Below are 25042 nucleotides of genomic sequence, written 5' to 3'. Positions count from 1 at the left end.
CGGGGCCCCGCCGTCCCCGCGCCCACCCCTCCCACCCCTCCGGCTCCGGCTCCCGGGCCCGAACTGCTCGCGCCCCCCGAACTGAACGCCGCCGCCTGGACCCGGGCCTCCTCCCGGCTGCTCGCCAAGCTCCTCGCCGAGTTCGCGTACGAGGAGGTCATCGAACCCCTCCCGGCCGAACCCCTCTCGGTCGAACCCCTCCCGGCCGAAGACCGGGACGGCGAGCCCAACCGCTACACGCTGCGACTGGACGACGGCACCACGCTCACCTTCCGCGCCCGCCGGGGCGCCTACGGCGGCTGGCGCGTCACCGCCGACTCGATCACCCACGAGGGCCGGCCCCTGACCGACCCCTTCGACCTCCTGGTCCGCGCCCGCGGCCTCCTCCGGCTCGACGGCATCACCCTCGGCCATCTCATCCGCGAACTCTCCGCCACCCTCGCCGCCGACACCCGCCTCGACCACACGGCCCTCACCGCGGACCGACTGGCCGAGCTCTCCTACGCGGAACTCGAAGGCCACCAGACCGGCCACCCCTGGCTCGTCCTCAACAAAGGCCGCATCGGCTTCTCCGCCTCCGACACCGCCCGCTGGGCCCCCGAAGCGCGCCGCCCCACCCGGCTGCCGTGGATCGCCGTCAGCAACCGTCTCGCCGCCTACCGAGGCGTCCCCGGCCTCGAAACCCCCGACCTCCTCTACGCAGGGGAACTCGACCCGGAGGTCCGCGCCTCCTTCCGTGCCGCCCTCACCGCCCGCGGCCACGCGCCCGACGACTACCTCCTGCTCCCCGTACACCCCTGGCAGTGGGACGAGGTCCTGCTCCCGCTCTACGCACCCGCCGTCGCCGCCGGTGACATCGTCCCCCTCCCCGCCGACGGCGACCTCCGCCTGCCGCAGCAGTCCGTCCGCACCTTCCTCAACACCAGCCGCCCCGACCGGCACACGGTCAAGCTCCCGCTCTCGGTGCTCAACACCCTCGTCTGGCGCGGGTTGCCCACCGAGCGCACCCTCGCCGCCCCCGCCGTGACCGCCTGGGTCCACGGGCTGCGCGACGCCGACCCGTTCCTGCGGGACGAGTGCCGGGTGGTCCTCCTCGGGGAGGTCGCCTCCGTCACCGTCGAGCACCCGCTGTACGACCGGCTCCCCGAAGTCCCCTACCAGTACAAGGAACTGCTCGGAGCGATCTGGCGCGAGCCCCTGAGACTGCCGCCGGGCGAGCGCGCCCGAACCCTCGCGGCCCTCCTCCACACGGACCCGGCCGGCCGGGCGTTCGTCGCCGAACTCGTCGAGCGCTCGGGACTCGCCCCCGCCGTCTGGCTCCAGCACCTCTTCACCGCTCTGCTCCCTCCCCTGCTGCACTTCCTCTACCGCTACGGCACGGTCTTCTCGCCCCACGGCGAGAACGCGATCGTCGTGTACGACACCGACGACGTCCCCGTGCGCCTGGCGATCAAGGACTTCGTCGACGATGTGAACATCAGTGCCCACCCGCTTCCCGAACACGCCACCCTTCCGGATGGCGTCCGCGACGTCCTGTTGACGGAGGAGCCCGGTTTCCTGACCCAGTTCATCCACTCGGGGCTCTTCGTCGGCGTCTTCCGCTACCTGGCACCGCTCTGCGAAGAGCAACTCGGAGTGCCCGAGAGGGACTTCTGGGCCCTCGTCCGCGCCGAGATCCTGCGCCACCAGGCGCGCTTCCCCGAGCTGAAGGAGCGCTTCGAACTCTTCGACCTGCTCACTCCCCGCATCGAGCGGCTCTGCCTCAACCGCAACCGTCTGCACCTGGACGGCTACCGCGACCGGTCCGAGCGCCCCCACGCGGCCGTCCACGGGACCGTTCCCAACCCGCTCGCGTGACCGGGCTGTCAGTGCCGCCCCGTAGGGTGGGAGGGCTATGACGAAGCCATCCCTCCCCGACCTCCTCCATGCCGCCGTCTCCGCCGTCGGCGGCACGGAGCGGCCCGGCCAGGTCGCCATGGCCGAGGCCGTGGCCGAGGCCATCGACGACAACTCCCACCTCCTCGTCCAGGCCGGCACCGGCACCGGCAAGTCGCTCGGCTACCTCGTGCCGGCGCTGGCCCAGGGGGAGCGGGTGGTGGTGGCCACGGCCACCCTGGCGCTGCAGCGCCAGCTCGTCGAGCGCGACCTTCCCCGGACGGTCGACGCGCTGCATCCGCAGCTGCGCCGGCGCCCGCAGTTCGCCATGCTCAAGGGGCGGTCGAACTACCTCTGCCTGCACCGGCTCCACGAAGGCGTGCCGCAGGACGAGGAGGAAGGCCTCTTCGACCCCTTCGAGGCGGCCGCGCCCACCAGCAAGCTGGGCCAGGACCTGATGCGCCTGCGGGACTGGTCGGACGAGACGGAGACCGGCGACCGGGACGACCTGACGCCGGGCGTCTCCGACCGGGCCTGGTCCCAGGTCTCGGTCTCCTCCCGGGAGTGCCTCGGCGCGAGCAAGTGCGCCTACGGGGCCGAGTGCTTCGCCGAGGCGGCCCGCGAGCGCGCCAAGCTCGCGGACGTCGTCGTCACCAACCACGCGCTGCTCGCCATCGACGCCATCGAGGGCGCCCCGGTGCTCCCGGAGCACGAGGTGCTGATCGTCGACGAGGCCCACGAACTGGTCTCCCGCGTGACCGGCGTCGCCACCGGAGAGCTCACCCCCGGCCAGGTCAACCGTGCGGTGCGGCGGTCCGCGAAGCTCGTGGACGAGAAGATCGCCGACCAGCTGCAGACCGCCGCCGAGGGCTTCGAGCGGGTCATGGAGCTGGCGCTGCCGGGCCGCCTGGAGGAGATCCCGGAGGACCTCGCGTACGCCCTGATGGCGCTGCGGGACGCGGCCCGCGCCGTGATCACGGCCCTGGGGTCGACCCGCGACCGGTCCGTGCAGGACGAGGACGCCGTGCGCAAGCAGGCCATGGCCTCGGTGGAGACCGTCCACGGCGTCGCGGAGCGGATCACGCAGGGGTCCGAGTACGACGTCGTCTGGTACGAGCGGCACGAGCCCCGCGGCGGAGCCGCATATCGACACAGTGGTGCCTCGCTGCGGGTCGCGCCGCTCTCCGTCTCCGGCCTGCTCCGGGAGAAGCTGTTCACGGAGCGGTCCGTGGTGCTCGCCTCGGCCACGCTCAAGCTGGGCGGCGACTTCAACGGCGTCGGGGCCTCGCTCGGCCTCGCCCCCGAGGGCACCACCGGCGACGACCTGCCGGTCTGGAAGGGCATCGACGTCGGCTCGCCGTTCGACTACCCCCGACAGGGCATCCTGTACGTCGCCAAGCACCTCTCCCGCCCCGCGCGCGACGGGGACCGGGGCGACATGCTCGACGAGCTCACCGAACTGATGCAGGCGGCCGGCGGGCGGACCCTGGGCCTCTTCTCCTCCATGCGCGCGGCCCAGCAGGCGGCGGAGGAGCTGCGGACCCGGGTCCCGGAGCTGCCGATCCTGCTCCAGGGCGAGGACACCCTGGGCGAGCTGATCAAGAACTTCGCCGCCGACCCGAAGACCTGCCTCTTCGGCACGCTGTCGCTCTGGCAGGGCGTGGACGTCCCGGGCCCCAGCTGCCAGCTGGTCGTCATGGACAAGATCCCGTTCCCGCGCCCGGACGACCCGCTGATGAGCGCCCGGCAGAAGGCCGTCGAGGAAGCCGGGGGCAACGGCTTCATGGCGGTCGCGGCGACCCACGCGGCCCTGCTGATGGCCCAGGGCGCGGGCCGCCTCGTGCGCGCCACCGGTGACCGGGGCGTCGTGGCGGTCCTCGACCCCCGCCTCGCCACGGCCCGCTACGGCAGCTACCTCAAGGCCTCGCTCCCCGACTTCTGGTACACCACCGACCGCAACCAGGTACGGAAGTCGCTCGCGGCCATCGACGCCGCCTCGAAGGCGGCGAGCGTCTGAGAAACGGACCCGGGGGCGTCTGGGAACCGGCCCGGAAAACCGGGCCCGGACACGGCAGGGCCCCGGAACCGGCGCAGGGGGTTCCGGGGCCCGGTCAGAGCCGACGGGATGCGGTCACACCCGTCGCAGCACCGCCACGACCTTGCCGAGGATGGTGGCCTCGTCGCCGGGGATGGGCTGGTAGGCGGCGTTGTGCGGCAGCAGCCAGACATGCCCGTCCTCGCGCTTGAAGCGCTTGACCGTGGCCTCGCCGTCCAGCATCGCGGCGACGATGTCGCCGTTCTCCGCGACGGGCTGCCGGCGGACGGTGACCCAGTCGCCGTCGCAGATGGCGGCCTCGATCATCGAGTCGCCGACGACCTTCAGGACGAACAGCTCGCCGTCGCCGACCAGCTGCCGGGGGAGGGGGAAGACGTCCTCGACGGACTCCTCGGCCAGGATGGGGCCGCCGGCGGCGATCCGGCCGACCAGCGGGACGTACGACGCGGCGGGCTTGCCGGTGGTGTCCGTGGGCTGGGTGCTCGGCTGGTCGGAGCCGCGCACCTCGTACGCCCGGGGGCGGTGCGGGTCGCGGCGGAGGAAGCCCTTGCGCTCCAGGGCCATGAGCTGGTGCGCCACCGAAGAGGTGCTGGAGAGGCCCACCGCCTGCCCGATCTCGCGCATCGACGGCGGGTAGCCGCGCCGCTGGACCGAGTCGCGGATGACCTCGATGACCCGGCGCTGCCGGTCGGTGAGGCCGGAGCTGTCGGCCCGGATGCCGGGAGGTCGTCCGGGGAGGGCGCGGGCGGGGCGCCCGGGCTCCTCGCCGTTCACGTTCACGTCACTCATGGCGTGCACCGCCTCGAGTCGGCCCAGGGAGCGGTCCTGGGCGGTGATGGTGGCACTGTCTGCGGTGGTGGTCACGTCGTCGGCCCCTCTCGAATGGTCTCCCTGGCTGGCACAACGGTAGTAGCTTTCGAAAGGTTGCGCCAAACACACGTTCGAGTGAAAATTCGCGGATTGCCCTACGCCCATCTGGGGAGAGGTGTATGCGCATCGCGGCCCCGGGCCGCCGTGACGCCGTCCCGGGACCACCTCGCCGCCGCCCCGAACCGGCCCTTCCGGTAGCCTTCGCCGCTGGGTCGCGATCACCCGCACGCATCCGCGCGTATCCGGGGCCGGTCGGCGGCCCCCTCAGTGTCACACCCGGCGGGGCGGAATCCCGGGAACGGGCGCGCCGCGACACGCGGAAGGCCTCGTACGCGCCCCAACCCAAGATCTAGTGGTTGGATGTCATCGGCCCCCCAGGGGTAGTGGTCCCGGTCTGCCGGGAGTGCTCGCATCACCTATGCTGGTGGTCGCTTCGCAGGGCCTTGACGGGCCGCGCGAGGCTTGTCAGTCGTGCCGTGAGGGAGGCTCTGGAACCAATGCACTGCCCCTTCTGCAGGCACCCCGACAGCCGTGTCGTCGACAGTCGCACCACCGACGACGGGACGTCCATCCGACGCCGTCGCCAGTGTCCCGACTGCTCCCGTCGTTTCACGACGGTGGAGACCTGCTCGCTCATGGTGGTGAAGCGTTCCGGCGTCACCGAGCCCTTCAGCCGCACCAAGGTCATCTCCGGCGTGCGCAAGGCGTGCCAGGGACGACCGGTCACCGAGGACGCCCTCGCCAAACTCGGCCAGCGGGTCGAGGAGGCGGTGCGCGCCACCGGCAGCGCCGAGCTGACCACCCATGACGTGGGCCTGGCCATCCTCGGCCCCCTGCGGGAACTCGACCTCGTCGCGTACCTGCGTTTCGCGTCCGTCTACAAGGCCTTCGACAGCCTGGAGGACTTCGAGGCCGCCATCGCGGAGCTCCGCGTGCGGCCCCCCGTCGAGAACCCCGGAAGCGGCGCGACCCCAGAGGTCCCCGTTCCCGCCACCGCCGCCGACTGACCGGCGGTCCGGGCCGTCGTACGGCCCGGTGCGACCGGCCGCCGTCGCGCGGCCCGGCAGACGTGCCCCGAACGGCCCTCCGGCCCTCGTGGCAGCAGTACTGAACGACGTACCAGAAGACGGTGCCCTGGGATTATCTGGGCGCCAAAGTGTGTTTTGCCCGTATATGGGAGGCGGCATGACAGAGACGGCGAGCGGCCCGGCACGTGGTTCCCGCACCAAGGGAGCCAAGTCGGCGAGCAAGGGCCTGCGCATCGAGCGCATCCACACCACCCCCGGCGTGCATCCGTACGACGAGGTGACGTGGGAGCGCCGGGACGTCGTCATGACCAACTGGCGCGACGGCTCCGTCAACTTCGAGCAGCGCGGCGTCGAGTTTCCCGACTTCTGGTCGGTGAACGCGGTCAACATCGTCACCAGCAAGTACTTCCGCGGCGCGGTCGGCACCCCGCAGCGCGAGACCGGTCTCAAGCAGCTCATCGACCGGATCGTGAAGACGTACACGAAGGCCGGCGAGGAGCACGGCTACTTCGCCTCGCCCGCCGACGCCGAGATCTTCGAGCACGAGCTGGCCTACGCCCTCCTGCACCAGATCTTCAGCTTCAACTCGCCGGTCTGGTTCAACGTCGGCACCCCGCAGCCCCAGCAGGTCTCCGCCTGCTTCATCCTGTCCGTCGACGACTCCATGGAGTCCATCCTCGACTGGTACAAGGAAGAGGGCATGATCTTCAAGGGCGGCTCCGGCGCCGGCCTGAACCTCTCCCGCATCCGCTCCTCCAAGGAGCTGCTCTCCTCCGGCGGCAACGCCTCCGGCCCGGTCTCCTTCATGCGCGGCGCCGACGCCTCCGCCGGAACGATCAAGTCCGGCGGCGCCACCCGCCGCGCGGCCAAGATGGTCATCCTCGACGTCGACCACCCCGACATCGAGGACTTCATCGAGACCAAGGTCAAGGAGGAGGAGAAGATCCGCGCCCTTCGTGACGCGGGCTTCGACATGGACCTGGGCGGCGACGACATCACGTCCGTCCAGTACCAGAACGCCAACAACTCCGTCCGCGTGAACGACGCGTTCATGAAGGCCGTCGAGACCGGCGGGAAGTTCGGCCTGCGCGCCCGCATGACCGGCGAGGTCATCGAGGAGGTCGACGCCAAGGCGCTCTTCCGCAAGATGGCCGAGGCCGCGTGGGCCTGCGCCGACCCGGGCATCCAGTACGACGACACGATCAACCGCTGGCACACCTGCCCCGAGTCCGGCCGCATCAACGGCTCGAACCCGTGCAGCGAGTACATGCACCTGGACAACACGTCCTGCAACCTCGCCTCGCTGAACCTGATGAAGTTCCTCAAGGACGACGGCAAGGGTAACCAGTCCTTCGACGTCGAGCGCTTCGCCAAGGTCGTCGAGCTCGTCATCACCGCGATGGACATCTCCATCTGCTTCGCCGACTTCCCCACCCAGAAGATCGGCGAGAACACCCGCGCCTTCCGCCAGCTCGGCATCGGCTACGCCAACCTCGGCGCCCTCCTGATGGCGACCGGCCACGCGTACGACTCCGACGGCGGCCGCGCCCTCGCCGGCGCCATCACCTCCCTGATGACCGGCACCTCGTACAAGCGCTCCGCCGAACTCGCCGCCGTCGTCGGCGCGTACGACGGCTACGCCCGCAACGCCGAGCCGCACCAGCGCGTCATGAAGCAGCACGCCGACGCCAACACCGCCGCCGTCCGCATGGACGACCTGGACTCCCCGATCTGGGCCGCCGCCACGGAGGCCTGGCAGGACGTGATCCGCCTCGGCGCCAAGAACGGCTTCCGCAACGCCCAGGCCTCGGTCATCGCCCCCACCGGCACCATCGGTCTCGCGATGTCCTGCGACACCACCGGCCTTGAGCCCGACCTCGCCCTGGTCAAGTTCAAGAAGCTCGTCGGCGGCGGCTCGATGCAGATCGTCAACGGCACCGTCCCGCAGGCCCTGCGCCGCCTGGGCTACCAGGAGGAGCAGATCGAGGCGATCGTCGCCCACATCGCCGAGCACGGCAACGTGATCGACGCCCCCGGCCTCAAGACCGAGCACTACGAGGTCTTCGACTGCGCCATGGGCGAGCGCTCCATCTCCGCGATGGGCCACGTCCGCATGATGGCCGCCATCCAGCCGTGGATCTCGGGCGCCCTCTCCAAGACCGTGAACCTGCCGGAGACGGCCACGGTCGAGGACGTCGAGGAGGTCTACTTCGAGGCCTGGAAGATGGGCGTCAAGGCGCTCGCGATCTACCGCGACAACTGCAAGGTCGGCCAGCCGCTCTCCGCCAAGAAGAAGGAGGACGAGAAGGCCGAGGTCACCGCGAAGTCCGAGGCGACGATCCGCGAGGCCGTCGAGAAGGTCGTCGAGTACCGCCCGGTCCGCAAGCGCCTGCCCAAGGGCCGCCCGGGGATCACCACCTCCTTCACCGTCGGCGGCGCCGAGGGCTACATGACCGCCAACTCCTACCCGGACGACGGTCTCGGCGAGGTCTTCCTGAAGATGTCGAAGCAGGGCTCGACCCTCGCAGGCATGATGGACGCCTTCTCCATCGCCGTCTCCGTCGGCCTCCAGTACGGCGTCCCGCTGGAGACGTACGTCTCGAAGTTCACCAACATGCGCTTCGAGCCGGCCGGCATGACGGACGACCCGGACGTGCGGATGGCGCAGTCGATCGTCGACTACATCTTCCGCCGCCTGGCCCTCGACTTCCTGCCCTTCGAGACCCGGTCCGCTCTCGGCATCCACTCGGCCGAGGAGCGCCAGCGCCACCTGGACACCGGCTCGTACGAGCAGCCCGAGGACGACGAGGTCGACGTCGAGGGCCTGGCCCAGTCGGCGCCCCGCACCCCGGAGCTGAAGGCCGTCGCCACCGCCCCGGCCCCGAAGGCCGAGGTCCCCGCCCCGAAGCAGGCCCACACCTCGGCGGAGCTCGTCGAGATGCAGCTCGGCATCAGCGCCGACGCCCCGCTCTGCTTCTCCTGCGGCACGAAGATGCAGCGGGCCGGCTCCTGCTACATCTGCGAGGGCTGCGGCTCCACCAGCGGCTGCAGCTGATCCGCCCGTGAGAGGGGCGTCGACCGACCGGTCGGCGCCCCTTCCCGCACACCCGGAGGGATCAGGAAGCCCTGGATCCCAGCAGCGCGCCGAAGGCCTGGGGGTCGGCGTCGAAGCCGCGCGGGACCGGGCGGTACGACCAGCCGTCCGGCCCGGAGCGGGTGAACTCCACGACCGTCGCCGCCAGGGCGTCCGGGACGTCCGCGAAGTCGTGGGTCAGGAGGTCCGTGTAGCCTTCGCGGACCCGCACGCCCGTGCCCGCTATGTCACCGAAGGACAGCCGTCCGCCGCTCTGCTGTATGGCCACGCCGACCACCACGCGCGCGTACCTCGGCGCCAGCCGGTCCAGCTCCACGGTCATGGCCTCGTCGTAGCCGAACCCCTGGCCCGTACGGCTGTCGCGGTGGAGCGTGATCGTGCCGTCCGGGGAGCGGCTGCCGAAGTGCACCAGCTGCGCCGGCGCGCCGTGCGGGTCGTCGGCGGTGAAGACACCGGCGACGAGGTCCAGGTCGTGGGCCGGGGAACCGGCCGGAGCGGGGTCCCACTTGAGCGTCACCTCGACGCGCCCCACCCCTTTGTTGAGTCCGCTCATGGTGCTTCCCCTCTCCGCGCGCCCCCGCGCGCCTCGCCTCGTACCGTCGGCCCGTTCGGAGAACTTTTGGCCGAGCCCTTGGTCGCGGGCCGATCACTCATGGTGTCATGCGCCTGTGACAGCGGGTCCGGTGCTTGCGGGGGAGAGCGGCGCACGGAGCGGTGACGAGCCGGATCTCGACGTCGACCTGGCTCGAATCGGCCGGATCGGTGGGGCGGATACGGAAATCGGCCGCGGTGAGCGGACCCTGACGAACCTTCACCGGCTACGTGTACGGGTGTTCCGTTCGAGAGCAGGGGGAGCGCGCGGGCCCGGAGCGCGTGCGCCCGCCGAGGACTGCCGGGGTGCTCTCCGGCCCCGTACGATGGCGCGGTGCTGGTCAAGTGGATTCGCTGCACCGTGGTGGACCGTCGAGGGTTCGAGCGGGGGCAGCGGAAATGGGCGGGGCTGCTCGGTGAGCCGGGGTTCCGGGGGCAGGGCGGCGGGTGGAGCCGGAGTCGGCCGGACGTCGCCCACATCTTCGCGTTCTGGGAGAGCCGGGCCTTCTACGACTCCTTCATGGCGCGGTCGCACGACCGGCTCGCGGCGTCGCAGGTGGGCACGTTCCGGGACGGCCAGGTCAAGCTGTTCGACCACCGCTTCGACGTGAAGACGGGGTTCGAACCGCGCTTCGCCGACGCCGACGTGGCACGGGTGGCGCACTGCCGTGTCCACGAGGACCGCGCCGAGCACTTCGCGCTCATGCAGGAGAAGGTCTGGAACCCCGCGATGGCCGGATCCCCCGGCATGCTGCGGGGCATGTTCGGGGAGGCGCCCGGCAGCGAGTTCCTGGTCCTCTCGATGTGGCAGTCCGCCGCCGAGCACGGCAAGTACCGGGAGGAACGGGTGGAGCGGCTCGGGCTGCGGGCCCGGACCGCGGCCGACGTGGCGGCACTGAGCGGCGACGTGGTGCGGCTCGAACCCTCCTGGACGGTCTGAGGGCACCCACCGTCCCCCGTCGGGCACCCCCTCGGCCGAGCCTTCCGGGAGGGGGCGATCTAGGGTCGGGGTATGGCACGACCGCGGCGCATCGTCCTCGTACGACACGGAGAGTCCGAGGGCAATGCCGATGACACGGTGTACGAACGGGAGCCCGACCACGCCCTGAGGCTCACCGAGACCGGGTGGCGGCAGGCGGAGGAGACGGGGGAGCGGCTGCGGGAGCTCTTCGGCGACGAGGCGGTCAGCGTCTACGTCTCGCCGTACCGGCGCACCCACGAGACCCTCCGCGCCTTCCGCCTCCCCCCGGAGCAGGTCCGGGTCCGGGAGGAGCCGCGCCTGCGGGAGCAGGACTGGGGCAACTGGCAGGACCGGGAGGACGTGCGCCTCCAGAAGGCCTACCGCGACGCCTACGGGCACTTCTTCTACCGCTTCGCCCAGGGAGAGTCGGGCGCGGACGTCTACGACCGCGTCGGGGCCTTCCTGGAGAGCCTGTACCGCAGCTTCGAGGCGCCCGACCACCCGCCCAACGTCCTCCTCGTCACCCACGGGCTGACCATGCGCCTCTTCTGCATGCGCTGGTTCCACTGGACGGTCGCGGACTTCGAGTCCCTGTCGAACCCCGGCAACGCCGAGACGCGCGTCCTCCTGCTCGATGAGGACGGGAGATACCGTCTGGACAGGCCGTTCGAACGCTGGCGTACCCCGGAACCGTACGGCAGCACCGGATAGAGTGGCAGACCGATGACCGCTGACTCCTCACCCGACCGGCGCTTCGACCGCGCCCTGGCCAGCCTGCGCGGGCTGTCCGTGGGAGACGCCCTGGGCTCCCAGTTCTTCGTACCCGTCCACTACCCCCTGCTGAAGCGGCGCGAGCTGCCCCCCGGCCCCTGGCAGTGGACCGACGACACCGAGATGGCCTGCTCCGTCCTGGCCGTCCTCGCGCGACACGACCGGATCGACCAGGACGCCCTCGCCCTGTCCTTCGCGCACCACCACGACTTCGACCGGGGCTACGGCCCGGCGGTCAACCGGATGCTCAGGCTCGTCCGGGAGGGCGGCGACTGGCGGGAGCTGGCCGCCGCGCTCTTCAAGGGGCAGGGCTCCTGGGGGAACGGCGCCGCGATGCGGATCGCCCCGCTCGGAGCCTGGTACGCGGACGACCCGGAGCAGGCGACCCACCAGGCAGAGATCTCCGCGTACACGACCCACCAGCACCGCGAGGCCGTGGTGGGCGCCATGGCCGTCGCCGCCGCGGCCGCCCTCGCCGCCGACCCGACCGGGCCGCCCACGCCCGAGGCGCTGCTGGACGGGGTGATCGCCCTGGTGCCGCGCAGCGCGGTCGGCGCGGGCCTGCGCAGGGCCCGCGACATGCTCGACTACGGCGACCCCGGCACGGTCGCCGCCGTGCTGGGCAGCGGACGGCGTACGAGCGCGCACGACACGGTTCCTTTCGCCCTCTGGTCGGCCGCGCGGGCGCTCGGCGACTTCGAGCGGATGTTCTGGACGACCGCGCAGGTCGGCGGGGACGTCGACACGACCTGTGCCATCGCGGGGGGTGTCGTGGCCGCCGCGGCGGACGGCGCACCGCCGGCGGAATGGCTGGCACAGACCGAGGAACTTCCTGAGTGGGTTCCCGCCACGGCCTCCTGAGGCCGTGATCCGGTCTCGCCGGGTCCGGTGAGTGACACCTGCCGGTCCCGGCTGCTCCTGGTGGCTTCGCGCATGCGATTCCTCGACCGCGATCAGGGGCTGGCACCGCCCGTTTCGGGATGGCCTGCCCCTGGTTTTCCTCCCCATCCCGTAAGGGATGTGGGCGGAAGGCTGGTCCGCGCGCTTTGATCTTCTCCGTTGTGGTGATGTGTCGGTACGGGGTGTGCGGAAGTGAATCCGGGGGCAGTCGGGAAGCGGTGGCGTTGGGACTTCTCGGGAAGCTTGGCGGGAATCCGGGTATCGCGGGCGGTGCGGGGCGGCGTAACCTGTCTGGCGCCATGCCGTACGAACCCCCCACCCACACCGTCGAGCGATCGCTCCGAGCCACCACCGGCGCCAGAATCGTCGCCGGAGTCGACGAGGTCGGGCGCGGGGCGTGGGCCGGTCCCGTCACGGTCTGCGCGGCCGTCACCGGACTGCGCCGGCCCCCCGAAGGGCTCACCGACTCCAAGCTGATCACCCCCAGGCGCCGCGCCACCCTCGCGGTGGAACTGGAGCAGTGGGTCACGGCGTACGCGCTCGGCGACGCCTCCCCGGAGGAGATCGACGACCTCGGGATGACCGCGGCCCTGCGGCTCGCGGCGGTCCGGGCGCTCGAAGGCCTCCCCGTGCGGCCCGACGCGGTGATCCTCGACGGCAAGCACGACTACCTCGGCAGCCCCTGGCAGGTCCGTACGGTGATCAAGGGCGACCAGTCCTGCATCGCCGTCGCCGCCGCCTCCGTCCTCGCGAAGGTCCGCCGGGACACCCTCATGGCGGAGCTGGAGGCCGGGACCGGAGCGGGGGAGTACGCGCCGTACGCCTTCGGGGCCAACGCGGGCTACCCCTCGCCGGTCCACCGGGCCGCCCTCGAAGAGCTGGGCCCCACCCCGCACCACAGGCTCTCCTGGTCCTACCTGGACGCGCTGCCCCGATGGCGCCACCTCAAGAAGGTCCGTCTCTCCGTCGGGGCGGCCGCGCTGGAAAGCGGGGGCCAACTCGGCTTCGACTTCTGAACTTCCGGTCACGGGGCCGCCGAAGGGCTGCTCACGCGCCCGGGGTGCACCTCTGTGCCCACCCGCCGATGCCCCGTGCAACGGCGTTTGATAGACATCCACCCATGCCTCTCATCCCCGAGGAGCCTCAGATTCACGAGAGCGCCCAGGGTCCCCGCGCCACCGCGGCCGCCGGCCGCCCCGCGTCGACCCCCCGTCCCGTACCCGGTCCGCGTTCCGCGGCCTCTCCGCGCCCCGGACGTCCCGTTCCCGGCCCTGCCCGGCCCGCGCCGCCGAAGCCGCGCCCCGCGGCCGGGAAGGCTCCGGCCGGTGGCACGGAAAATCGTTCCGACCAGCGCCCTGCCCCGCAGCTCCAGCTAATCCCGGCCCCCGTCGACGGCGCCCTCGACGCCGCCGAGGAGGCTCTGGACCTGCTCCTGGAGAGCGGCCGGGCCCCCGGTGAGGTCCTGGTGCTCACCACCGGCGAGCAGCACCCGTGGGCGGCGCACGAGCTGTCCTTCGGGGAAGCCGCCTACTGGGCCCAGCAGGACACCGGCGACGACGTGTTCTTCGCCGACGCCTCCGCCGTGGAGCGGGCCGCCTCCCGCCCCGTGGTGATCGTCGCCGTCAACGGCGGGGACGACGGGGCGACCGCCCGCGCCCTGCCCGCGGCGATGGCCCGTGCGGGCACGCTGCTCGTCGTCTGCGGCGACCCGCAGCGCATCACGGCGCTCCTCGGAGCGGGCGCCGGCGTCTGATCGCCGACCGATCAGCGGCCGGTCGACCGATCTACGAGTGGTCGGCCGGCCGGTGACCGATCGACCGCTCCTCCGCCGGGCCGTACCCGGCACGGCGGAGGAGCGGTGGTGTGCGGCGCCGTTCCGGCGGCGCCGCACGCGTGGTCAGCGCGCGGCGGCCCGGCGCAGTGGTTCGGCCGCGCCGCTCGCCGTCCTCGGCGTGATCCGGTCGAACCCGGTCGGCCCGTCGCCGAGCGGCACGGGAAGCGAGTCGGAACTCGGCCGGCGGCCTCCCCGGCCCTCACCGAGCACCTGCCAGCCCCCTCGGGTCAGCGTGATGTACGCGCCGCAGCGCAGCCCGTGCAGCGTGCAGGCGTCCCGGAGCCCCCACATCCAAGCCCCGTCCTCCTCCGTCCAGCGCTCGTCGCCCTCGCGGCAGTACAGGAGCACCGCGGTCCGCACGGGCGCACGCCTCCGCAGGTCGTGCGGGATGACACGCCGCAGGTGCGCCAGGAGCGCGTTGCGGAACTCCCAGCCGTCCGCCGGGACGGAACGGCGGACGAACGAAGCACTGGCGGCGATCCGCTCCTCGTGGTCCAGGACCGCGAGGACCGCCGTCGCGGGCGTGGGCGCGTGACGGGAGTGCAGGCCGCCGACGACCTCGCGCGGATTGCGCAGCAGGGGGACCCCCGCCGCGGCCCACTCGGAGGGTTCGAGTATCCGGGCGAGGCGGCTGGCGGACCCGGACGACGATCTGAGCGAGGCGGCTGTGGGCGGAGCGAATCCGAGGGTCACGGTCCTCCCTTCGGATACGCGCCCGCTGGGCGGGCAGGGTCGGGTGAGGGCGCACCACGGCACAGTCCTTCCGGACCGCTGACGGGCCTTGTGGGGCGGTGGTCCAATTCTTGCGGGCCCGTGCGCGAGCGGCAATGAGCAATTGAGACCGCTGACGGGAATGGGTTGGTATGCCACTCATATCCCTGCCCAGTTGCCCATTGTTCACTCCCCGTTCGTCCGACGGTTTCCTCTCCGCGCGGCGCACACCCCGCAGGCACCAGCGGAAACTCTCCTTCCGCTCGTGGACGGGCCGTCACCCTGGGTGAGTTCGCCGATTGTCGGTGGCATCGGGTTGCATGGAGACATGGACAACCTGGAGCTCCGCGCCGAAGCCGATGCCGTTCTCGCCGAGCTGGTCGGCGCCCCCGAGGGGACGGCACGGCTGCGGGAGGACCAGTGGCTGGCGGTGGCCGCCCTGGTGGAGGAACGGCGGCGGGCCCTGGTGGTGCAGCGGACCGGCTGGGGCAAGTCGGCGGTGTACTTCGTCGCCACCGCCCTGCTGCGCCGCCGCGGCTCCGGACCCACCGTGATCATCTCGCCGCTCCTCGCGCTCATGCGGAACCAGGTCGAAGCGGCGGAGCGGGCAGGCATCCGCGCGCGCACCATCAACTCGGCCAACCCCGAGGAGTGGGACACGATCTACGACGAGGTCGAGCGCGGCGGGACCGACGTCCTCCTCGTCAGCCCGGAGCGCCTCAACTCCGTGGACTTCCGCGAGCAGGTGCTCCCCAAACTGGCCGCCACCACGGGCCTCTTGGTGGTCGACGAGGCACACTGCATCTCCGACTGGGGCCACGACTTCCGCCCCGACTACCGCCGGCTGCGCACCATGCTCACCGAGCTCGCCCCCGGGGTTCCGGTCCTCGCCACCACCGCGACGGCCAACGCCCGGGTGACCGCCGACGTGGCCGAACAGCTCGGGACCGGGGCCGGCGAGGCGCTGGTGCTGCGCGGCTCCCTGGAGCGGGAGAGCCTGCGGCTCGGCGTGGTCCGGCTGCCCGACGCCGCGCACCGGCTGGCCTGGCTCGCCGAGCACCTGGACGAGCTGCCGGGATCCGGGATCGTCTACACGCTGACGGTCGTCGCCGCCGAGGAGGCCACGACCTTCCTGCGGCAGCGCGGGTTCCCCGTCGCCTCGTACACGGGCCGTACGGAGAACGCCGACCGGCTCCAGGCCGAGGCCGATCTCCAGGAGAACCGGGTGAAGGCGCTCGTGGCGACCTCGGCCCTCGGCATGGGCTTCGACAAGCCCGACCTCGGCTTCGTGATCCACCTCGGCTCGCCGTCCTCCCCGATCGCCTACTACCAGCAGGTGGGCCGGGCCGGCCGCGGTGTGGAGCACGCGGAGGTGCTGATGCTGCCGGGCAAGGAGGACGAGGCGATCTGGCGCTACTTCGCCGACACCGCCTTCCCGCCCGAGGCACAGGTCCGCCAGACCCTGGCCGCCCTCGCCGACGCGGGACGACCGCTGTCCGTGCCGGCCCTGGAGGCGGCGGTGGACCTGCGGCGCACCCGCCTGGAGACGATGCTCAAGGTCCTCGACGTGGACGGGGCCGTGCGACGGGTCAAGGGCGGCTGGGAGAGCACCGGACGACCCTGGGCGTACGACACCGAGCGGTACGCGTGGGTGGCGCGGCAGCGGGCCGCCGAGCAGCAGGCCATGCGCGACTACGTGGGCACCACCGCGTGCCGGATGGAGTTCCTGCGCCGGCAGCTGGACGACGAGGGCGCCGCCCCGTGCGGTCGCTGCGACAACTGCGCGGGCGCCTGGGCCGACACCTCCGTGTCGCCGGAGACGCTGACGGGCGCGACCAGGGAACTGGACCGACCGGGCGTGGAGGTGGAGCCGCGCCGGATGTGGCCGACCGGCATGCCCGCCCTGGGGATCGAACTCAAGGGCCGGATCCCCGCCGGTGAGCAGTGCTCCACCGGAAGGGCCCTGGGCAGGCTCTCGGACATCGGCTGGGGCAACCGCCTGCGCCCCCTCCTCGCCGAGAACGCGCCCGACGGGCCTGTTCCGGACGACGTCCTCAAGGCCGCGGTGGCGGTCCTCGCCGACTGGGCGCGCTCCCCGGGCGGCTGGGCGCCGGGTGTCCCGGACGCCACCGCCCGGCCGGTGGGAGTCGTCGCCGTGCCCTCTCTGGCCCGCCCGCGACTGGTCGGCTCCCTCGCCCGGGGCATCGCGGACATCGGCCGCCTCCCCTGCCTGGGGACCCTGGCGTACACCGGGCCGGACGGCGCGCACGCGGTGCGCCGCAGCAACTCCGCACAGCGCCTCCGGGCGCTCTCCGGGGCCTTCGCCGTCTCCGAGGAGCTGTCCGGCGCCTTGTCGGCCGCTCCCGGCCCCGTGCTGCTCGTGGACGACTTCACTGACTCCGGCTGGACCCTCGCGGTCGCCGCCCGGCTGCTCCGGCGGGCGGGCGCCGAGCAGGTGCTCCCCCTGGTCCTCGCCGCGGCCGGCTGACCTCTCCGGCCCCGGCTGGCGCCTCCGGCCTGGGAGGAACAGCCCGTCCCGGGCGGGCGACTCCGTTCCGGGCGGGCGCCTCCGGAGCAGGGCGGGGGCGCCTCCGGTCAGGGCAGGAGGGCCGTCACCGACTCCACCGTGTCCGCGTCCGCGGGAAGCTTGTCGTCGCGGTAGCGGACCACGCGGGCGAAGCGGAGTGTGACGCCCGCGGGGTAGCGGGTGGAACGCTGGACCCCGTCGAAGGCGATCTCGACGACGAGTTCGGGCCGTACGGTGACGCCCCAGGGCTCTTCCGTGACCGCCAGCTTCCGCAGGCGCTCGGTCTGCCAGGCGAGCAGGGCGTCGGTCAGGCCCTTGAACGTCTTGCCCAGCATGGCGAAGGAACCGTCGGCCGCCCGTGCGCCCAGATGCAGGTTGGAGAGCGTCCCGGTGCGCCGGCCGTGGCCCCACTCGGCGCCGAGGACCACCAGGTCCAGGGTGTGCACCGGTTTCACCTTCAGCCAGGAGGCGCCCCGGCGCCCCGCACTGTAGGGCGCGTCGAGGGACTTCACGACCACGCCCTCCTGGCCCCGTTCGAGCGCCGCTGACGCGAAAGCCTCCGCTGCCGCACGTTCCTCCGGGGCGGTGGGGTCCGCCACCACGAGGCGGCGCACGCGCTGCGCCTCCGGCACCAGCCGGTCGAGGAACGCACGCCGTTCGGAGGCCGGGGCGGCGAGCAGGTCCTCGCCGTCGGCGTACAGCACCTCGAAGAAGACCGGGGAGAGCGGCACCGCCGTCCGCGCGCCCACCACGTCGAGGGTGGATCCGGTCCGTCCGGACGTCTCCTGGAACGGTCGCGGCCGTCCCCGCTCGTCGAAGGCCAGCAGCTCCCCGTCCAGCACCACCCGGCGCACCGGCAGCGCGCGGACCAGCGACACCACCTCGGGGGTCCGGTCGGTGATGTCGGCGAGCGTGCGGGTGAAGACGCGCACGTCGTCACCGTCGCGGTGCACCTGGATGCGGATGCCGTCGAGCTTCTCCTCCAAGGCGCAGGGGCCCGTCCTGGCGAGGGCCTCGCCGATGTCCTTGGCGGTGTGGGCCAGCATCGGCAGGACCGGACGTCCCACCGTGAGCCGGAACCGGGCGAGGGCGGACGGGCCTTCGGCGAGCAGCACCTCGGCGACAGCGGCCGGTGAACCGCTCAGCATCACCGCCTGCCGGACGTCGGCGACCGGCGCCCCGGCCGCCGAGGCGAGGCCTTCCACGGCCAGGGCGTCAAGGGCACCCTGCCTCAACTCGCCGCTGATCAGCCGTACGAGGAACAGCTGTTCCTCCTCGGTGGCCGTGCCCATCAGCTCGTCGAGGAGCCTCTTCCGCTCACCCTGCGCGCCCTTGCCGGACACGGCGGCGATCCGGCTGAGGAGCGCGTCGACCTCCCGCACCCCGAGCCGCGGCTCGGCGGCCGGTTCCCTCCGCTCCTTGAGCGTGCTCCAGCCGACGCCGATCCTGCGCTGGGGCAGCCGCCCGGCCATATACATGATCAGGACGGGGGCGTCGGCCGGATCGGCCGCCCGGAACAGCTCGGCCAGCAGCGCGACCTTCTCCGTGCGCGCCGAGGCGGCGCCGATGTCCCGGGACGCCCGTGCGATGTCGGCGAGTCTCATGCGGAAAGCCCTCTCAGTCGGTTCACCCTGCTCGCGCAGTCTGCTCATCCGCGTCCGCGGGACGCGGTGCGGCGCACCGAACCGAGCCCCCGTGGTCGACCGGCGTTCAGCCGGCCGCCTCCGCCGCCGTACGCCTCGAAGGGACCTCAGATCGTTCGCACCGACATCACGTACGACCGGCCGTTGCACACCTCCAGGTGCCCGACCTCGGCTTCCAGCGCCTCCTTCGGCACCTCGGGACTCTCGGAGAACAGCTGCACGTCCACGGCCTCCTCGGTGATCTCCCACACCCCGGCGACCCGCCCCCGATACACCACCACGGGCGTGATCCACCCGGACGTACGGCTCACCGCCTTGCGCCGCTCCGCCCGCAGGATGCGCGTGTCGGACGTGCCCGGCCCCAGCACGTACTGGTCGAACCCGGCCAGCAGCCGCACTTCCTCCGACGGTCTGGCCGCCGCCAGCGCGTCCACGTCCTCGGCGCGCACGTAGCACGCCGTTCCGTCCGCCTCCACCTTCGCCAGCTCCTTGCCGAGCGAGGCGAACCAGCCCCGCACCGCCGTCTTGCGGTGCGCGTTGCGCGTCAGCCAGGCGTCGAAGGTCTCCGGGGTCGCGGGCCCGTGAGCCCCGAGGTACGCAGGGATCACGATGCGGGCCGCCTCCTCCGGCTCGATCGTCCCGGACCAGCCGGGCACCCGGTCGCGCGGCGAGGCGAAGGTGATGCGGTTGCCCTGGTTCGGGCCGTGGCACAGCTTCCCCATCCAGGCCAGCGGCTTGAGCACCGTTCCCCAGCCGGACGTCAACTGGGCTTCCAGGGCGGCGAATCCCTTGCGGGCGACCAGGGCCTCGGTGAGCTCCTGACGGGTGAGGGTCCTGCCGGCGAGAACCTCGTCGACGGCCTCGCCGAGAGCCGTCATCTGCGTCGGCGTGACCCCGAACGTCCGTTGCCAGGCGGGCTTCTCCCAGGTCCGCGCCGCCGCCATCAGCGACAGGTAGGCCGCCATGTGCTCGGCCGCCACGAGATGGAGCGTGCCCCGCATGACCCAGGTCTTGACCACCTCGCGGGCTTCGAGCGCCTTCTGCACGGCACCGGCCTTCGGTCTCCGCTGCCGGGTGGCGAGGGCGAGCTCCGCGGACGAGGCCACCTGCGCCTGCACCCCCGCCAGCTCCCGCACCAGCTCCGCGACGGAAGCCGTCCGTCGGGGGGCGAGGCTTTGCCGCCGCAGCCGCCAGGCGAGTACCTGATCCTGAGTCACCTGCATGAGTGCTCCTCGGTGTAGGTCGCAGAACGCTTGCCATCCTGCCCGAACAGGGTGTCGAGACGTGTCCGTCGCGCCGGGGAGCGACCGGACACCCGCCGCCCCGGAGAGTGCTTGGACGCCCGCCACCCCGGCGGAATCGGGCGAACGCGGCCCGCACCGCCTCGCAGTGCGACCGGATCTTCGAGAGGGTCATGTGGGTCATGGCTCCATGCAACCCGACACCTCGGACATTGTGGGTACTGGAGAGCGAATCTGTGGATAACTCAGAAGGGCGGCGGATGCCTCGATCCATGAGTTATCCACAGGGGTTTCGGATTTCGGAAGAACGCGAGAACGTCCTCGTCATGAACGCGAATCACCACGAAACAAGCGGTCCTTCCCGTACCCAGCAGATCACCCTGCGAGGCCCGGCCGAACTGGCCGACGCCCTGCCGTTCATGCTGGGGTTCCACCCCACCGACTCCGTCGTCCTGGTCGCCCTCCACGGCGAACGGGGCCGTTTCGGCGGCCGGGTCAGGCTCGGCATCCCGAGCTCGCCCCGCGAATGGGCGTCCACCGCCGACCACCTCGCCGAGTGCCTCGTCGAGGGAGGGGCCCGGTCCGGCACCCGCCCGGACGGCATCGTCGTCTTCCTCTGCCAGGACCCGGCCCCAGGCGAGACGGGCCGCCACGTCATGGAGCGACTGCGCCCCTTCTCGCAGCGGCTGCGCACCGCCTGCGGCGCCCTCGACATCCCCGTCTACGAAGTCCTCTGCATCTCTGACGGCCTCTACTTCTCCTACTGCTGCCCCGACGCACGCTGCTGCCCGCCCGACGGCACCCCGCTCGCGCTCAGCGGCACGACGGTGACGGCGGCGACCGCCACGTACGCCGGAGTGCAGGTGCGGGGCACCCTGCGGGACATGGAAGCCAGGCTGAAGCCGGCCGGCGGCCCCGAGGAGGAGAAGCAGCGAGCCGCGCTCGACACGGCCGCCGCCTCGATCGTCCCCCGGGTCCTCGAAGGTCCCGAGGACCGAGGACGAGTGGAGGTGCGCGAGGAGACCCTGCGCCTCGCCCGCGAGATCCTCCGCCGGTTCACCAATCCGAAGCCCCTGAAGTCCCCGAAGTCCCCGAAGTCCCCGAAGATCCCGAAGGCTTCGAATCCGCCGGCGAACACGGCGAACACGGCGAACACGGCGAACACGGCAAGCACAGCGAGCCCGGTGAATGCGGCGAGCACGGCGAACCTGCCGGGTATGACGTTCCCCGGAAGGGCCCTCGCCGACATGCGCGACGGGGACGCGGCCGACGACGCCCTGATCACGCCCGAAGAGGCCGCCACCCTGATCCTCGGCCTCCAGGACCGGGTCACCCGGGATCGCGCCGCCGAATGGATGGAAGGCTGGGAGGGCACCGCCGCCCTGCGGCTCTGGCGTGTACTGGCCCGGCGCTGCGTCACCCCCTACCAGGAGCACGCCGCTGCGCCCCTCACCCTCGTGGGCTGGACGGCCTGGTCCACCGGCGACGAACCGACGGCCCGGGTCGCCCTCGGCCTCGCCCTCGACGCCGATCCCGAGTACGTCTTCGCCCAGCTGCTCCACCAGGCGTGCAACGAGGGCCTCGACCCCGAATCGCTCCGCTCCTGCCTGAGGAGCGAGCGGGACTCCCGGGCCGCTGCGGAACAGATCGCCCCGGCATCCTCCCGGCGGGTCCGGATGCGCGCGTCCCACCGGCAGGGCACCCGCCCCGCCCTCGGCCGGGCCGGTCGGCAGACCGGAACGCGGGACCGGCGTGCGGCGGCCGGAGTCCGGCCCGGCGGGCCCGCCGCCGACCGCCCGGGAAACGGCTCCCCGCGCCACGGCGGACAGCGCGGCAGCAGGAGTGGCCGGTGACGACCGTGACCCGGCCGCCCGCGAACGCGTTCAGCTCTCTGGCGGAGGCGCACGCACCGTGCCGCCGACACTCCGCCGGCCGCCCGGTCCGCACAGAGAGCACCCCGCACCCGCCATGGCCCCCAGCACCGTTCCGGCCTCCGGCCGCTCCACCGGCCGTCCGACCGGCCGCGCCCCCGGCACCGCGCTCCCGCGCGCGGCACGCCCCGTGGAACTCCCCCCGGTGCACGGCGCGCTCGTCTGCGTCGCCCTGCCCGCCCTCGTCGTCTGCGCCGAACACGGCCAGCTCACCGGCGAGGGACCAGAAGGCGTCTACGCGGCTGGGCGGCGACTGCTCTCCCGCTGCGTCCTGCGGGTGTCCGGCCGGGAGCCCGTCGCCCTCCAGGGCCGCATGGCGTCCGCCGACCGGGCGGTCTTCCTCGGCGTTCTGCGCGTCCCCGGAGAAGCCGGACCCGACCCCGGCCTCACCGTCGAACGGGCGCGGAGCGCCGACGGCACCGAGCGGATCACCCTGCGGAGCGCCGTCGGCCGCTCCCTCCGGCTCCCGGTGGAGCTCGCTCTGGGCACGGATCTCGCGGACCTGGGCGCGGTGGCGACCGGCAGGCCCGGATCCGAGCTCGCGGCAAGCGTCCACGGAACCGGACTGCGCTGGACCGGAAGCGACGGCCGGTCGGCCACCGTCACCGCGGACCCGGCACCCATGGACTCCCTGGCGGCGGCGGGAGTCCTGCGCTGGGAGGCCGAGTTGGCTCCCGGAGCCGCTTTCACGATCAGGCTCCGCGTACGAGGGGAAGCCGCGGCCCGCCCCACGGGCTCCCCGGGCGCGGGGCCCGGCCGACCGGGTGGCCACCTCATCGCCGAGGCGCGGGCCGAGGCCGACGACCCGCGCCCCGGAGAGCTGCTGCGTACGTCCGTCGAAGACCTGCGGGCCCTGCTCCAGCGCACCCCGGAGCACCCCGCGGACGTGTACCTCGCCGCCGGTGTCCCCTGGCGCTGCGGACCGGTCACCGCCGAGGCGCTCTGGGCGGCCCGGATGGCCCTTCCCCTCGGCACCCGGCTCGCCGCCACCACCCTCCGCGCCATCGGCCGCACCCAACTCTCCGGCGGAGGAGCCGAATCGGGCCGTCTTCCAGGGCCTCTCAGGGACGCCGGGCCCCGCCTTCCACCCCGCTGCACGGGCGTCGAGGCCACGCTCGCCTTTCCGTCCGTGCTCGCCGAGGCCCGCCGCTGGGGGCTGCCGTCGGCGGACCTGGAGGAGCTGCTGCCCGTCGCGGAACGCTGCCTCGACTGGCTGCGCCGCGTCGTCGGCGCGGACGGTCTCGTGCCGGACCCGGGACCCACCGGACCCCGGTGGGCCGAGACGCAGGCGCACGCGCACCGGGCGGCGCTGCTCGGCGCGGACCTCCTCGACGCCTGCGGAAGACCCGGCGGTGACGCACTGCGTGATACGGCGAGGACACTGCGGGAGCGGTTCCGGCGCGCGTTCTGGACCGACGACCGTACGGGCGGCCCCGTCCTCGCCCGTACGGCGGACGGCGGGACCTGGCGCCGACCGGGCGGTTGGGCGGCACATCTGCTCGACACCGGGCTGCTGGGTGGCGGCCGGTACGCGCAGGGCCTGCTGGACGCGGTGGAGGCCGAACGGGTGGCCCGGCTGCTCGGCACCCCGGCCCTCGACTCCGGCTGGGGGCTGCGCGGCCTGAGCACCGAGGAACCGGACCACAATCCCTTCGGCCACCGGACGGGCGCTGTCCGGACGCACGACACGGCGGTCGCCGTGGCCGGCCTCGCCGCCGCAGGACACGGGAAGGAGGCGGCCTCCCTGCTGAGGGGGCTGCTCGGCGCGGCGGAGGCCTTCGGCCACCGGCTTCCCGAGATGTACGCGGGCGAGCAGCGGACGACGGGCGGGCGCCCGGTGCCCCACCCGGCCGCGTGTCGGCCGGCGGCCGTCGCGGCCGCCGGCGCGGTCCACGCCCTTCTCGCCCTCGCCGGGGTCCGGCCCGACGCGCCCGGCCGGTCCGTCTCGGCGCACCCGCTGCCCTCCGCACCCCTCGGAGCGATCCGCCTGTCGGGGCTCGTGGTCGCGGGCGAGCCGTTCACCGTGCGGGTGAGCGGGCTCGGTCTCGGTATGGTCGAGGAGGCCGCGGACGGTCTTCAGCTGGGGGTGTGACGGAATGGCGGGTACGGACACGAGGGAAGCTTCGCGGCGCACCGGAGGACACGTCGGGGAAGTCGTCGCCGAAGATCCCGCGGGGCGTGTTTATCGTCAGGGAGACGACTATGATCGCGGCATGCCTGCCTACGACCCGTCGGCCTTTCCGCCCTTCGCCGTCACCGTCGATCTGGTCGTGCTCACCGTGCGGCGTCACGCGCTCTGCACCCTGGTCGTGCGGCGGGGAGAAGCGCCGTTCCAGGGGCGTTGGGCCCTGCCCGGCGGCTTCGTACGGGCGGAGGAGGACCTCGGCGCCGCCGCGGCACGCGAGCTGGTCGAGGAGACCGGCCTCTGCGCGTACGACCCGGCCGCCCCGGCCCCCGTACCGAGCAACGGCGCGCACCTGGAGCAGCTGGCGACGTACGGGGCGCCCGACCGTGATCCCCGGATGCGCGTGGTGAGCGTCGCGCACCTGGCCCTCGCCCCGGACCTGCCCGCGCCCAGGGCCGGCGGCGATGCCAACAGCGCCCGCTGGGCCCCCGTCGAGGAGCTGCTCGGGGAGGACGCGGCCGCCGGCGCCGGCGGAGGGGGAGCGGGGACGCTCGCCTTCGACCACTCCCGGATCCTCGCCGACGGAGTGGAGCGCGCCCGTTCCAAGATCGAGTATTCCTCCCTGGCCACGGCCTTCTGCCCGCCGGAGTTCACGGTCGGAGAGCTGCGCCGCGTCTACGAGGCCGTCTGGGGCGTGGCCCTGGATCCGCGCAACTTCCACCGCAAGGTGACCGGCACGCCCGGCTTCCTGGTTCCGGCCGGCGGCACCACGACCCGTCAGGGCGGTCGCCCTGCTCAGCTCTTCAGGGCAGGTGGGGCCACCCTCCTCAACCCGCCCATGCTGCGACCCGAGGTCTGAGGAGGAGGACCCGGCGACCCAGGGC

18 protein-coding genes are annotated in these 25042 nt (G+C 72.8%); 13 read left to right on the top strand and 5 right to left on the bottom strand.

Annotation, left to right across the window (positions count from 1 at the left end):
• Positions 1-1857: IucA/IucC family protein (locus OO47_RS28270; protein ID WP_051736414.1), on the top strand; the 1857-nt coding region annotated here is incomplete at its 5' end.
• 37 nt (positions 1858-1894) lie between these two features.
• On the top strand, positions 1895-3892 hold the full coding sequence (locus OO47_RS28265) for an ATP-dependent DNA helicase (RefSeq protein WP_030220845.1): 1998 nt from the start codon (positions 1895-1897) through the stop codon (positions 3890-3892).
• Positions 3893-4006: 114 nt separating this feature from the next.
• Here OO47_RS28265 and lexA read toward each other — a convergent pair whose 3' ends face one another.
• Positions 4007-4795, bottom strand: a complete 789-nt coding sequence (gene lexA / locus OO47_RS28260; protein WP_030220842.1) for a transcriptional repressor LexA — start codon at positions 4793-4795, stop codon at positions 4007-4009.
• Between the two features lie 503 nt (positions 4796-5298).
• Here lexA and nrdR point away from each other — a divergent pair.
• Both nrdR and OO47_RS28250 read left to right on the top strand, forming a co-directional pair.
• Positions 5299-5808 carry a transcriptional regulator NrdR gene (nrdR, locus tag OO47_RS28255; protein WP_030220839.1) on the top strand — a complete coding sequence of 170 codons (510 nt, stop codon included), beginning with the start codon at positions 5299-5301 and terminating at the stop codon, positions 5806-5808.
• 178 nt (positions 5809-5986) lie between these two features.
• A complete protein-coding gene (locus OO47_RS28250) occupies positions 5987-8884 on the top strand; it encodes a vitamin B12-dependent ribonucleotide reductase (RefSeq protein ID WP_030220837.1) in 2898 nt (965 codons plus the stop codon).
• 61 nt (positions 8885-8945) lie between these two features.
• Here OO47_RS28250 and OO47_RS28245 read toward each other — a convergent pair whose 3' ends face one another.
• Positions 8946-9476 carry a TerD family protein gene (locus tag OO47_RS28245; protein ID WP_030220834.1) on the bottom strand — a complete coding sequence of 177 codons (531 nt, stop codon included), beginning with the start codon at positions 9474-9476 and terminating at the stop codon, positions 8946-8948.
• 372 nt (positions 9477-9848) lie between these two features.
• Between OO47_RS28245 and OO47_RS28240 the strand changes: the two genes are divergently transcribed.
• The 5 genes from OO47_RS28240 to OO47_RS28220 all read left to right on the top strand — a co-directional run bounded on the left by OO47_RS28240 (position 9849) and on the right by OO47_RS28220 (position 13899).
• Positions 9849-10454 carry a YdbC family protein gene (locus OO47_RS28240; RefSeq protein ID WP_030220832.1) on the top strand — a complete coding sequence of 202 codons (606 nt, stop codon included), beginning with the start codon at positions 9849-9851 and terminating at the stop codon, positions 10452-10454.
• Between the two features lie 72 nt (positions 10455-10526).
• The gene (locus tag OO47_RS28235) at positions 10527-11186 is read left to right on the top strand and encodes a histidine phosphatase family protein (RefSeq protein ID WP_030220830.1); all 660 of its coding nucleotides are present in this window, start codon (positions 10527-10529) and stop codon (positions 11184-11186) included.
• Positions 11187-11198: 12 nt separating this feature from the next.
• Positions 11199-12107 carry an ADP-ribosylglycohydrolase family protein gene (locus OO47_RS28230; protein ID WP_030220827.1) on the top strand — a complete coding sequence of 303 codons (909 nt, stop codon included), beginning with the start codon at positions 11199-11201 and terminating at the stop codon, positions 12105-12107.
• A gap of 338 nt (positions 12108-12445) precedes the next feature.
• Positions 12446-13162, top strand: coding sequence for a ribonuclease HII (locus tag OO47_RS28225; RefSeq protein WP_030220824.1), 717 nt, complete (start codon positions 12446-12448; stop codon positions 13160-13162).
• Between the two features lie 104 nt (positions 13163-13266).
• Positions 13267-13899 carry a hypothetical protein gene (locus OO47_RS28220; protein ID WP_033210570.1) on the top strand — a complete coding sequence of 211 codons (633 nt, stop codon included), beginning with the start codon at positions 13267-13269 and terminating at the stop codon, positions 13897-13899.
• 144 nt (positions 13900-14043) lie between these two features.
• On the opposite strand, the gene OO47_RS28215 is transcribed toward OO47_RS28220, so the two are convergent.
• Entirely contained in the window at positions 14044-14673 is a 630-nt protein-coding gene (locus OO47_RS28215) for a hypothetical protein (RefSeq protein WP_030220817.1), read from the bottom strand.
• Positions 14674-15019: 346 nt separating this feature from the next.
• Between OO47_RS28215 and OO47_RS28210 the strand changes: the two genes are divergently transcribed.
• On the top strand, positions 15020-17179 hold the full coding sequence (locus OO47_RS28210; RefSeq protein WP_030220813.1) for a RecQ family ATP-dependent DNA helicase: 2160 nt from the start codon (positions 15020-15022) through the stop codon (positions 17177-17179).
• Positions 17180-17286: 107 nt separating this feature from the next.
• Here the strand turns inward: OO47_RS28210 and OO47_RS28205 are convergent, their stop codons facing one another.
• Both OO47_RS28205 and OO47_RS28200 read right to left on the bottom strand, forming a co-directional pair.
• Positions 17287-18822, bottom strand: a complete 1536-nt coding sequence (locus OO47_RS28205; protein WP_030220812.1) for an ATP-dependent DNA ligase — start codon at positions 18820-18822, stop codon at positions 17287-17289.
• Positions 18823-18968: 146 nt separating this feature from the next.
• Positions 18969-20084, bottom strand: coding sequence for a winged helix DNA-binding domain-containing protein (locus OO47_RS28200; protein ID WP_033210568.1), 1116 nt, complete (start codon positions 20082-20084; stop codon positions 18969-18971).
• Positions 20085-20428: 344 nt separating this feature from the next.
• On the opposite strand from OO47_RS28200, the gene OO47_RS33620 reads away from it, so the two are divergent.
• The 3 genes from OO47_RS33620 to OO47_RS28185 all read left to right on the top strand — a co-directional run bounded on the left by OO47_RS33620 (position 20429) and on the right by OO47_RS28185 (position 25017).
• Positions 20429-21955: a DUF4192 domain-containing protein gene (locus tag OO47_RS33620; protein WP_030220808.1), complete on the top strand. Its 1527-nt coding sequence runs from the start codon at positions 20429-20431 to the stop codon at positions 21953-21955.
• 115 nt (positions 21956-22070) lie between these two features.
• Entirely contained in the window at positions 22071-24125 is a 2055-nt protein-coding gene (locus OO47_RS28190; protein WP_030220806.1) for a glycogen debranching N-terminal domain-containing protein, read from the top strand.
• A gap of 121 nt (positions 24126-24246) precedes the next feature.
• A complete protein-coding gene (locus tag OO47_RS28185) occupies positions 24247-25017 on the top strand; it encodes an NUDIX hydrolase (RefSeq protein WP_030220804.1) in 771 nt (256 codons plus the stop codon).
• Positions 25018-25042 lie beyond the last annotated feature (25 nt).

Origin of the sequence: Streptomyces bikiniensis (genome assembly GCF_000716625.1) — a bacterium.
Lineage (GTDB): Bacteria > Actinomycetota > Actinomycetes > Streptomycetales > Streptomycetaceae > Streptomyces > Streptomyces bikiniensis.
The sequence above is the reverse complement of the archived record's forward strand: the minus strand, read 5'-3'. Positions and strand labels throughout refer to the sequence as shown.